Below are 11,816 nucleotides of genomic sequence, written 5' to 3' on the forward strand. Positions count from 1 at the left end.
CTCCTGTAGATCGGCGAAAGCCCCCTGTATGAATAGACAGAGGGCTTTTGTCGTTAGCGGATCAGGTCATAACCGTAATCGGTTTTACCCAGTTCCATCGTGTCGCTGTCCAGTTTTTCCAGTATGGCGTTCACCAGCGTGGTCAGCATCGTCATCGCCCCCTCATAGCCCCAGGTGGTTGCCCGGTGCAAGTGGTGACGATCGAAGATCGGAAATCCGATGCGAATCAGCGGAACTTCAAACCGATCGCCTTTGGCTTTCGTATCACGCTGGATAAACTTGCCGTACGAGTTACCAATCATAAAGTCCGGCTGGCGGGTAAACATCAGCGACCGGAAATGCCACAGATCACAGTTGATGAACACCTCGCTGTCTTTGCCATAGGGCGACGTCTCCAGCACTTTATCCATGGCCTTCTTCCAGCGCTTGTTCCCGTTATGGCAGAGGATCACCGCAGGTTCACAGCCAAGTTCCAGCAGGAACCTGGTGAGTCCCATAAGGAAATCGGGGTCGCCATAAATGCCGAAGCGTTTGCCGTGCAGCCAGGTATGGGAATCCAGCATCATATCAACCAGCCGCCCGCGTTCGAGCGCCAGCGATTCCGGAATCGGTTTTCCCGTCAGTTGACTGATGGTCATCAGAAATTCGTCCGTGGCCGCTAACCCCATCGGTACGCTGACTTCCGTTCCCGGCTGTCCCCAGTCTTCTTTCACCACTTTTTTAGTTTTGATTAAATGCCAGGGTTGCAACAGCAGCGTATCAATCGCGTTAGGGGCGTCGCGCATTTCGTCCTGCGTCGTCCCGCCGGCATAGAGACGATAATGACCGTCAGCCGGGGTATCCAGTACCTCTGACGGATCGGAAAGCAGCGAACACTCCACCGCCATCTGCGCCATCATCCGTTTCAGAACCCGATAGTTGCCAAGATAGGTTTCAAATCCCGTCACCAAATTAATCTTGCCGTTGCTGCCAACCTGATAGTTTTCCGCGCTCTGGGTAAAGGTACGGGCAAACCCTTCAAACATATTGTCCCAGCCGGTAATGTGGCTGCCGATAAAGCTCGGGGTATGGGCGTAAGGCACCGGGGTGGACTCATCCACAAAGCCATCTTTTTTGGCATTGCTGATGAAGGCCTGCAAATCATCCCCGATCACTTCCGCCATGCAGGTGGTGGAAACGGCGATCACGTCCGGTTTATACAGCGCGCTGGCGTTCTGTAACCCCTGATTCAGATTGTTATTGCCACCAAATACCGCCGCATCTTCCGTCATTGAGTCAGAGACACAGGCTACCGGCTCTTTAAAATGACGGTTAAAATAGGTGCGGAAATAGGCCACGCACCCTTGAGAACCATGCACATAAGGCAATGTTTTCTCAAAACCCAGGGAGCACAGCACGGCGCCCAAAGGTTGACAGGCTTTCGCCGGATCAATCGTCAGTGCTTCACGCTGAAAATTCAGCGCTTCATATTCCGGCGTCGTGCTCCATGCAAAGACTTCCTGTACGCGCTCCTTGCTATGTGACTCTTCCCGCTCGCTTTTGCTGGCGAACAGCGCCTGATATTCCGGCTGCTCAAACAGCGGATAACAGGGTTTTACCTTCTCTGTATTCTGGCTCATCGTATTACTCCTCCCGCGCCACGAATCGGTGAACTAACGGGATAAACGGGTCGTCAGGCCTCAGGCGGATTTCAGCCAGGGCGCATTCAGCTGTTTCCAGCACGGGTTATTCAGCGTCATATCCATATCGCGGGCGAAGATGGCAAAACCGTCGTAGCCGTGATAGGGGCCGGAGTAATCCCAGGAATGTATTTGTCGGAACGGCATCCCCATCTTCTGGAATACGTACTTTTCTTTGATCCCCGATCCCACCAGATCGGGTTTCAACCGTTTGACAAACTCTTCCAACTCATAGGTGCTGAGGTCATCAAACAGCAACGTGCCCTGTTTCAGTTCCGGCAAGGTACGGTCATAGTCGTCGTTATGGGCAAACTCATAGCCGGCAGCCATAATTTCCATGCCAAGATCGTCATAAGCGCCAATCACATGACGGGGACGTAACCCACCGACGTACAGCAACACCTTTTTCCCTTCCAGACGCGGACGGTATTTCGCAATAATCGCATCCGTTTGCGCCTGATAGCGGGCGATAACGGCTTCCGCATTCGCCTGGATCGTGCTGTCGAACAGCGCCGCGATTTTGCGCAGCGAAGCCGCGATCTGCGTCGGCCCGAAGAAGTTGTACTCCAGCCAGGGAATGCCGTATTTCTCTTCCATATGACGAGAGATATAGTTCATGGAGCGATAGCAATGCACCAGATTGAGTTTAACTTTTGGGGTGTTTTCCATCTCCACTAACGTTCCGTCTCCCGACCACTGGGCCACCACGCGCAGCCCCATTTCCTCCAGCAAAATACGGGAAGACCAGGCATCGCCGCCGATGTTGTAATCACCGATAATGGCGACGTCATACGGCGTGGCGGCAAATTCCTGGTCGTCGCGGGCCGGCAAGACCCAATCACGAATTACATCGTTGGCGATATGGTGCCCCAGCGATTGCGATACCCCGCGGAAACCTTCACAGCGCACCGGGACGACCGGCTTACCGATCGCCTCTTTCGCTGAACGCGCGACGGCTTCAATATCGTCGCCGATCAGCCCCACCGGACATTCCGATTGCACGCTGATCCCTTTGGTCAGCGGAAACAGCAGTTCAAGTTCATCGATCAGCTTACGCAGCTTTTTATCGCCGCCGAACACAATGTCTTTCTCCTGAAAATCAGAGGTGAAGTTGATAGTGCCGAAACTGTCGATACCGCTCATACCGGTGTAATAATTGCGCCGTCCGGCGCGGGAATATTGCCCACAGCCTATCGGGCCGTGAGAGATATGCGCCATGTCTTTGATCGGCCCGAAAACCACCCCTTTGGAACCGGCATAGGCGCAGCCGCGTACCGTCATGACCCCTGGCTGGGATTTGCGGTTGGAAGTGATGCATTTCCCTACCGATTCCATCCCGGCCTCTACCGTCATGATGTGTCTGGCGCGTTCTTTCCGGGCCTTATCCGGAAAAACCTCCAGCACTTCCTGAATCAGCGCCTGATTTTGTTGCGTAATGGTGTCTGTCATATGATGACTCCTCAGGCGGACGCCGCTTCTTCTGCCGCGGTTTTACCGATAATGGCTTCGTTTTCTTCATCCAGAATCCCGAACTCCATCAACAAGGCTTCCAGTTCATCCATGGTGACAGGCGTCGGCACGACCATTCTGGTGTTGTTGACGATTTTGCCCGCCAGCGTGCGATACTCATCCGCCTGCTTGCAGGTCGGATCGTATTCGATCACCGTCATACGGCGAATTTCTGCGCGTTGAACGATGTTGTCGCGCGGCACAAAATGGATCATCTGCGTACCCAGCTTATCGGCCAGCGCGATGATTAACTCATCTTCGCGATCGGTTTGACGGGAGTTACAAATCAACCCGCCCAGACGCACCTTGCCGGATTTCGCATATTTCACGATCCCCTTGCTGATGTTGTTAGCCGCATACATCGCCATCATTTCTCCGGAACACACGATGTAGATTTCCTGCGCCTTGTTTTCACGGATCGGCATGGCGAAACCACCGCAGACCACATCGCCCAGTACGTCGTAAAACACGAAATCCAGATCGTCTTCATACGCGCCTTCCTCTTCCAGAAAGTTGATGGCGGTAATCACCCCACGACCCGCACAACCTACGCCGGGTTCTGGACCGCCAGACTCGGCGCAGCGCACGCCGCCATATCCGATTTGCAGCACGTCCTCCAGTTCCAGATCCTCAACGGAGCCGACTTCCGCGGCCATTTCCATAATGGTGTTCTGTGCTTTGGCATGGAGAATTAAACGCGTTGAATCCGCTTTCGGATCGCAACCGATAATCATCACTTTCTTACCCAGTTCGGCGAGCGCCGCCACCAGATTCTGCGTGGTGGTGGACTTACCGATCCCACCTTTGCCGTAAATTGCACACTGACGGATTGCCATGGTGTCTTCCTCTTGTCCAGTAAATGTCCCTGTTTATATTGCAGGGGACATACCACACTCAAAGAACAAACCAACCAATTGATTATTAATGATAAAAAATAAAAAACGCTTTACGGTTCACGAGTGGTTAGGAACAATAACGTGACCAATTGTTGTAAAAGAGACAAAAGCGACAGGGGGAATCAGGCGGATGTTATGAATGCCAACACACTTTCATCGCGGCGGCAGGTCATCAGATAGCGGGATTTTTACCGGAATTGACGGCAGGATTGATTGCGTTCAAACCTTATCGGTCAGGGGGAAACGCGAGCCCCGTCAGACAATCTTTTTCGCCTGGCGCTGGGCGGAAATAGCCAGCTCCGCGGCCTTAAAAACGTGAGATTGCGCCATCGCCGTTTCGGTTCGATGCAGGCAGTCGTGGATTAGCGCATTAAAGAACGTACGCTCTACCGCGCCGGCAGTGACAAAACGCTGTTCGCCCTGCGGATTGACCAGATACACAATGTTGCCTTCCCCACGGGTGATATCGACATATTTCTTTATTTCAATGTAGCCTTCCGTACCCAATATCGTCAGCCGACCATCGCCCCAAACGCTTAAGCCATCGGGGGTAAACCAGTCACAGCGAAAATAACCGGTGGCGCCGTTCTCCCCCAGCAGCATGGCATCGCCGAAATCCTCAAAATCAGGCGTCCGGGGATGGTGGTAATTCGCCGTCTGGCTGGCAACAATACGGGCGTCGGTATTGCCGGTGAAATAAAGAAATTGTTCGATCTGATGGATGCCCAGATCGCACAGAATGCCGCCATATTGTTCCCGGCGATAAAACCAGTCAGGACGCTGTCCTCGTTCCCGATGAGGTCCGACGCCAATCGTCTGGATCACCCGGCCAATTTCTCCGCGTTGGACCCATTCCGCGGCAAACAGCGCGCTGTCCACATTAATGCGCTCGTTGAAGTACACGACAAATTTCCGGCCGGTCTTCTCCGCCATGGCTTTCACCGCCGTCAACTGCGCCAACGTGGTCAGCGGCGGCTTCGCCGTGAAAAAATCCTTTTCTGCCGACATCACACGCAGAGCCAGATCGCTTCGTTCACACGGCACCGCCGCACTGGCAATCAGTTGAAGGGTCGGATCGGCAATAATTTTCTCCGCGGAATCAACAACGCGGACATCAGGAAACTTCGCGACAAAAATATCCAGCTTGGCAGGATCGGGATCGAAAACCGAAACCAGCTCCGCCCCGGCGTCCACCAACTGACGGCACATATCATAGATATGGTTGTGTTCCAGCATGATCGCTGCAAATCGAATCGTCTTCACGCGGATTGTTCCTGTCTGATGGCTTGCCCTTCATTGCCGTGGCCGTAAGTCAACATATCATACTGATGATAGACAGAAATGCAGAATATTGCGTTCATGATAATCCGCTATGAAATATAACCAGACGGTATTTATCCTCTGAACCACTCTCCACTACCTTTAAGCATATTCGTTACCCCGTTCTTCACGCCGCAGGGGTATTTTAATATTAAGAAGGTTTGGCGATATGGTTGATATCCAGGTCTGTAGTGACGATTCATTCGAGCAGCAGCTCATTGAATGGCGACGAGAATTACATCAATACCCCGAACTTTCCAATCAGGAACATCAAACCACCACCCGCATTACCAACTGGCTGCAAGATAAAGGCATTCCCCTGTTGCCGCTGCCGTTAACGTCCGGCGTGGTCGCGGAGCTGGGTAACGGGCCCGGCCCGATTATCGCGTTGCGAGCCGATATTGACGCTCTGCCGATTGAAGAACTGACCGACCTCCCTTTTCGCTCGAAAAACCCCGGCGTTATGCACGCCTGCGGACATGACTTTCATACGGCGGTGATGTTAGGCGCGGCCTGTTTACTGAAGAAATATGAAACCCGGCTCCCCGGCAAAGTACGCATCTTCTTTCAACCTGCCGAGGAAGTCTCAACTGGCGCAAAACATTTAATTCAGGCAGGCGCATTGCAGGACGTTTCTGCCATCTTCGGCTTACATAATGCCCCGGATTTACCCGCAGGTACGTTTGCCACCCGGGGCGGTCCGTTTTATGCCAATGTCGATCGTTTTTCTATCCACGTAACCGGCAAAGGCGCCCATGCCGCCAAACCGGAGGAAGGGATTGATAGCATTGTGGCGGCCTGCAACATTGTCAATGCGTTACAGACATTACCAAGCCGCAGCTTCAGCTCTCTCGAATCGCTGGTCATCAGCGTGACACGCATTAACGGCGGGAACACCTGGAATGTACTGCCGCAAACCGTGGAACTCGAAGGCACCGTGCGAACCTATAACACCCAGATCCGGGAGCAGATTCCAGCCCGAATCAGGCAATTGATCCAGGGGATCACGCTTGCATTGGGCGCCCGGGCCGAGCTGCACTGGCAACCGGGCCCGCCATCGGTGGTCAATACCGACTTCTGGGCCGATTTCAGCAAAAAAATTGCTCAGGATGCGGGCTATCAGGTAGAAAACGCCGAGTTGCAGATGAGCGGTGAAGACTTCGCCCTCTATCTCCAGCAGATCCCGGGGACATTTGTCAGTATTGGTTCAGGAAGCGAGTTTGGGTTGCACCATCCACAGTTCAACCCGGATGAGCGCGCCATCGCACCGGCAGCTCGCTACTTTGCACAGCTGGCCGAAGCGGCGCTGCATCAGCAGCGCGTGCAAAGCGACGCATCAAAACCTCCAATCCCCCCACGAACGGCGCCTTCCTCACTGAAAGTGCAACAAAATTAATCAAAGAAGCGCTCCAATAGCGTCCTGAGCCTTCCACACGCCCAGGATAGTTTCTCATCGCGGCATCACCACAGGGTGATGTCAACGCGGTTTGGCGATATTGAATTGTTCCAGTGTCGGATTAACCGTTTTGGCAAAATCCGCTCGTCGATTTTTGAGTTTGCTTTTCGCATTGAAAAAACTGACCAACTCGGCAATACCCATACCAAGACTCAACGCCCCGCCGTCGGCCCAGCCGACAGGCCCTGCGGCCGCGCCGACGGCGGTGGCCGCCGCAGCCCCGGCCGCTTCACCCGCAACCGCCCCCACCACACGTCCGGCTATCGCAGATCCCATTTTCCCCGCCAGCCCGATGGCGACTTTACCGCCTGCGGATTGGGCCAGATTATCAGCATGCAGCGAGGCCTTGCTGAAATCCATCACGTGACGCGCCGTATCTTTAACCAATTGATTTTCACTTTTCATCCCCGTGCCGGCAGCGCCTTGCGACATCGACATGGACGGTTCAAGCCCCGCAGCTCTCCCCTGCGCCGGTGATGAAGAATGACGGGGCTGATTGATGTACGTTTGCGCCAAAACCGGATCGGATAACATGATGCGCTGTATTTCACATGGCACATCCTGCCCGAAATATTGAATGACGCCGCGGTCTTGTTGTAATTGATCAATACGCTGGTTCAGCGCCCGTTCCGTCGCTGACGTATCACGATACTGGCGACCAGCGATGACCTGCTCAAGCGTCTGTTGCAACTTCACCAGTGTGGCGGCTTTCTGCGCAGCGCTGTATGACTGGGGCGAAGCAAAAATATCTTCATCCAGCCTGCTGATGTCCGTTTTTTCCGCCAGCCCCAACGTCGCGGCATTATGCAGCGTATCGTCCACTTCCGCACGGCTGGCTGGCGCCTGTTCGTTAATCCAGCTGATCATATCTTTCATCATCAGCTTGCCATCATGCGCGACTCTGGCCAACTTCTCACCCTTCACATCGGCATGTTCCAATAAACCGAATAAACCGGGATGCGACCACAGTTTAGCAGCGGCCTTAAGCTGTGGGGAAAGCGTGTGATTATCCTTTACCACCGCGTTAAGGTCGGTAAGCGTCGCGGTTCGATCCGTTTTGATCGGAGAGGCGTGCGTCGCCGATTTCGCGGGATCGGCCGCCCGAAGCAAAGGCTCATTCGCCAATAGCAGAGCGGAGGATTGCACCAGACGTAAAGCCTGGGGATCGGCGTCAGGGTGACGGCGGACATAGTCACTGACGGTTTTCGCCGCATCCTCCGCCCGGTGCGTCATATTTTTTACAAATGAAGAGATATCTCTGTTTGAGATAAAGCCATCCGCAACGCCGCCATCCCTGCTGGTATCCATTGCCGTGTACAGCGCCGGATTTTCACGAATATAAGCCAGTGCGTTTTCCGCGTTTTTCCCACCGTCCCGCAGCATTTTGGCCGCCGCTATCGGACGATTTAATTCTTTTGCGGCACTCTCCCTTTCCTTTTCCGGCAAGTCGCTCAGCAATCCCGCCCATTTTTCCAACGCCTCAGGGTTACTGTATTTGGACTGATCTATCGCATGAAGATTGGCAACCGGCGTCTTGCTGATGACGGCCGGCGTTGCCGCTGTCGGCAGTTTTCCTGTCGCCAATTCTTCAGTCGACAACAATGGCATCGAGGAACCCACGGAAACACGCTGATTCAGCTTCCCGGCGGAAGCTCCTTCAGGGCAGAGCGGAGAAAGCGTGTTGCCAAAATCGATTGTCCGCGAACCGGCGGCCTTCCCCTGCGGCACCGTCGCCGGCTCGCGCAGCGCGGCGTTGGCAACATCATGGGAAACGGCTCCCAACCAATTGCTGCCCCTTCCTTCTATACGATTCACCATGCTGTTTTCCACCCTGCTGCCTCATTCATCAGAGATTACGTGGCAGAATGCGAACATAAGTTCCTTTTACGGCGAATAAAACAGGGGGTGATTGAATGAATTAGGCCTCTGGTTATTACGTCACGTTATTGCTGCGTCTGGGGCAGTGGTTTTCAGTCGTCGCAAAAACGTGTTCACTGAGGAAATCGATAAACGTTCTGAGCTTCGGCGTGATATAACGCCCCGATGGCCAGACGACATGTAATCCTACCGTGCGTGCAACATGGTTATCGAGCACGGTACGTAACGATCCTTCCCGCAATTCGTTCTGTACGGAAAAATCGGGCAAACAGGCAATGCCCAGATCTTGTAATGCAAAGCACATTCTAGTCTCGATATTATTGCAAACCATTGAAATGGGAATAGGCAGGTCAGGCTCATTGCGCAGCGGCCAGATTTCCAGCTTTCCGCTGTTTGGAAAACGATAGTGGAGACAAACATGCTGTGCCAAATCGGTCGGTTCCTGCGGCGTGCCGCGTTGTTCAAGATAGGCAGGCGATGCCACTAACAGCATATTAAACTCGCCCAGCTTACGAGCTGACAGACGGGAGTCCGTCAATTCTCCCGTACGCACGACGGCATCAAATCCTTCTTCCACCACATCAACCAGACGCTCGCTGAAATCAAGATCCAACTCAATCGCCGGATACCGACGCATAAACTCACCCAATGTCGGCAGCACCAACGTGCTCACCGGCGGCAGACTGACCCGCAAACGTCCACTTGGCATTTCTGTCGCCTGCGACAGTTCCTGCTCGGCGGCTTCCATCTCGGCCAGAATGCGCCGACTCCGTTCCAGAAAGAGTATCCCTTCAGCGGTCAGCGTCATGCTGCGGGTACTGCGATGAAACAACCTTACCCTCAGTCTGGCCTCCAGTCGCGACACACTTTTCCCCACCGCCGATGCCGATACGCCCAGTATGCGTCCTGCCATCACAAAATTGCGCGTTTCCGCGACGTGTACAAATACGGTAAGACTGCTCAGACTATCCATATGGCTCTCATTGCGGACAAAAACGTCCATAGATAATGGAAATCTACCCCGCTTTTTCCTGATTGCCTAGTCCTCTACATTGTCAATCATCTGCCGTTGAGTGAATAAGGAATCGGGTATGCCGAATACAACATCATCATTAATGCCGTCAGATGCCATTGACGAACGGTGGTCAGCCGGTCTGGATAAGGTCATTGAGCAAGCGTTAAACGAACAGCGGCTTGTCGGTGCCGTAGTGAAAATAAATCGTCATGGGAAAAATGTGTATCGCCGGGCGGCGGGTTTTTCCGATCGCGAGGCAGGACAGGCCATGCGCGAGAATGCATTATTTCGGTTCGCCTCCGTCAGTAAACTGATTGTCGCGACGGCGACAATGGTATTGGTTGCGCAAGGCAGGCTGGCACTGGATGAAGATATCCGCCAATGGCTGCCCTATTTTCAGCCTTGTCTGGCGGATGGCGCCATTCCCGCCATTACCCCACGACAGTTACTCAGCCATACCGCCGGACTAGGCTATCGATTTTTAGAGAGCGATAGCGAAGGGCCTTACGCGCTTGCTGGCGTTTCCGACGGTATGGATGCGGCGGGTATTACGCTGGAAGAAAATCTGCGTCGGCTGGCGAGCGTCCCTTTACTCTACGCACCGGGCTATTTCTGGGGCTATTCACTGGCAATTGACGTACTGGGGGCGGTTATTGAGCAAGCCAGTGGTTTGACATTGGACAAAGCGGTTCGCAAGCTGGTTACTGCGCCGCTAGGCATGAACGATACGGCCTTTTATACCCGTGATAGCGAACGTCTGGCTACCGCTTATGTCAACGATATACCACAACCTCACCGCTTGCAGGAAGGCGAGCGGGTCTCTTCCGTTGAAGACACGATTGGCATCACCTTCTCGCCCGCACGCGTATTGGATCAGCAGGCATTCCCCTCTGGCGGGGCGGGAATGGTCGGCAGTGCCGATGACCTGCTGATACTGCTGGAAACGCTGCGATCGGGCGGCGCACCGCTTCTTCCCGCTACGCTTTTGGAAGAGATGGGGAGCGACCAAACACCAGGGCTGATTCTGCCCGATGCGCCGGGTTTGGGCTTCGGTCTTGGCTTTTCCGTCCTGCGCGATCCGCAGGCGGCCAACTCTCCCGAATCCGTTGGCACCTGGCGCTGGGGCGGCGCCTACGGTCACTCATGGTTTGTTGATCGGGCGCAGGGATTCAGCGTCGTGGCCTTGACCAACACCCTGTATGAAGGGGTGTCCGGCCGCTTTGTTTCCGATCTGCGCGATGCCGTCTACGGGATTAATACTCCGGAAGATTGACGTCCGCACTTTTTCCCTGTCAGGTTTGCTGGCGCTGGCCGGGCGGCATTTACCGCCGGAGCGCCTTAGCCGAACAAGGCAAGCGGTGCGCCATGAAGGGTGTGGACAACATCCCCTGCGGCCTTGCATGAAGAGTACTAACTTTTGTGACCTTCCGGCGACTCTGAGAACAGACTGTCGATATCTCGCGCACCGTGCAAGACACGCTCTATCCTCACTTCTTTATCTTGCGCAATATAGTCACCTATTTCCTCGATATCCCGTTCTGCCAGCGGCGATACGGTCAATTTCATTCCGCTTTCTCACCTTCAGCCATGCGCCGGTATTTCTGCGACAGACGCCCGAACACCGCTTCAGCATCCTTACCCTTTCCACTGTTCACACCCAGCTCTACCGCTGTCCGTAACGCATCAAGCTTTATCTGCTGTTCTCGCTCTTCCAGTGCCCGCAACCCTGCCCGGATGACCTCGCTTACATTGTTGTAGCGGCCACTCTCGATTTGTTCACGGATAAATTGCTCGAAGTAAGGACTTAACGCGATACTGGTTGCCATCATTGCCTCCAACCATACGGAATACTATCTATTAGTATCTGTAAGTATTTTCTTCCTTTCCCGCGCCGTCACCCCCTTCTTACTGATGCACATCTTCATCCACCGTCAGGTCGGCCAGTACGAAACTTAAACCCAGCGGCAAGTGGCAGGAAGAACACGGCTTTAACACCAGCCAGCCGATGATAGCCACCGTTAAGCGGGGTAAACTGATCATTGAAACTGAACTGCGGTTCTGAC

General features: G+C 54.0%; 11 protein-coding genes. 2 read left to right on the forward strand and 9 right to left on the reverse strand.

Annotated elements, in window-relative coordinates; genetic code table 11:
* Positions 1 to 53 precede the first annotated feature (53 nt).
* The 4 genes from nifK to B4923_RS09630 form a co-directional block, all read right to left on the reverse strand.
* Positions 54 to 1,619: a nitrogenase molybdenum-iron protein subunit beta gene (nifK, locus tag B4923_RS09615; protein ID WP_109054135.1), complete on the reverse strand. Its 1,566-nt coding sequence runs from the start codon at positions 1,617 to 1,619 to the stop codon at positions 54 to 56.
* A gap of 60 nt (positions 1,620 to 1,679) precedes the next feature.
* Complete coding sequence (gene nifD / locus B4923_RS09620) at positions 1,680 to 3,128, reverse strand: nitrogenase molybdenum-iron protein alpha chain (RefSeq protein ID WP_109054136.1); 1,449 nt, start codon at positions 3,126 to 3,128, stop codon at positions 1,680 to 1,682.
* A gap of 11 nt (positions 3,129 to 3,139) precedes the next feature.
* Positions 3,140 to 4,024, reverse strand: a complete 885-nt coding sequence (gene nifH / locus B4923_RS09625; RefSeq protein WP_109054137.1) for a nitrogenase iron protein — start codon at positions 4,022 to 4,024, stop codon at positions 3,140 to 3,142.
* A 315-nt stretch (positions 4,025 to 4,339) separates the two neighbouring features.
* A complete protein-coding gene (locus B4923_RS09630; protein ID WP_109054138.1) occupies positions 4,340 to 5,347 on the reverse strand; it encodes a Gfo/Idh/MocA family protein in 1,008 nt (335 codons plus the stop codon).
* Between the two features lie 226 nt (positions 5,348 to 5,573).
* Between B4923_RS09630 and B4923_RS09635 the strand changes: the two genes are divergently transcribed.
* On the forward strand, positions 5,574 to 6,800 hold the full coding sequence (locus tag B4923_RS09635) for a M20 peptidase aminoacylase family protein (protein ID WP_109054139.1): 1,227 nt from the start codon (positions 5,574 to 5,576) through the stop codon (positions 6,798 to 6,800).
* Between the two features lie 81 nt (positions 6,801 to 6,881).
* Here the strand turns inward: B4923_RS09635 and B4923_RS09640 are convergent, their stop codons facing one another.
* Positions 6,882 to 8,678, reverse strand: coding sequence for a type III effector HrpK domain-containing protein (locus B4923_RS09640; protein WP_109054140.1), 1,797 nt, complete (start codon positions 8,676 to 8,678; stop codon positions 6,882 to 6,884).
* 115 nt (positions 8,679 to 8,793) lie between these two features.
* A complete protein-coding gene (locus tag B4923_RS09645; protein WP_109054246.1) occupies positions 8,794 to 9,711 on the reverse strand; it encodes a LysR family transcriptional regulator in 918 nt (305 codons plus the stop codon).
* 142 nt (positions 9,712 to 9,853) lie between these two features.
* Here B4923_RS09645 and B4923_RS09650 point away from each other — a divergent pair, with 142 nt between their 5' ends.
* A complete protein-coding gene (locus B4923_RS09650) occupies positions 9,854 to 11,026 on the forward strand; it encodes a serine hydrolase domain-containing protein (protein WP_109054247.1) in 1,173 nt (390 codons plus the stop codon).
* 137 nt (positions 11,027 to 11,163) lie between these two features.
* On the opposite strand, the gene B4923_RS20890 is transcribed toward B4923_RS09650, so the two are convergent.
* The 3 genes from B4923_RS20890 to B4923_RS21210 form a co-directional block, all read right to left on the reverse strand.
* Positions 11,164 to 11,319, reverse strand: coding sequence for a hypothetical protein (locus tag B4923_RS20890; RefSeq protein ID WP_170116039.1), 156 nt, complete (start codon positions 11,317 to 11,319; stop codon positions 11,164 to 11,166).
* Positions 11,316 to 11,579, reverse strand: coding sequence for a type II toxin-antitoxin system ParD family antitoxin (locus B4923_RS09655; RefSeq protein ID WP_109054248.1), 264 nt, complete (start codon positions 11,577 to 11,579; stop codon positions 11,316 to 11,318). Before B4923_RS09655 ends, B4923_RS20890 begins: the two co-directional genes overlap by 4 nt.
* A gap of 79 nt (positions 11,580 to 11,658) precedes the next feature.
* Positions 11,659 to 11,793: a hypothetical protein gene (locus B4923_RS21210; protein WP_281261837.1), complete on the reverse strand. Its 135-nt coding sequence runs from the start codon at positions 11,791 to 11,793 to the stop codon at positions 11,659 to 11,661.
* Positions 11,794 to 11,816 lie beyond the last annotated feature (23 nt).

The sequence above is a fragment of the Brenneria roseae subsp. americana genome, from assembly GCF_003115815.1.
Taxonomy (GTDB): Bacteria; Pseudomonadota; Gammaproteobacteria; order Enterobacterales; family Enterobacteriaceae; genus Brenneria; species Brenneria roseae.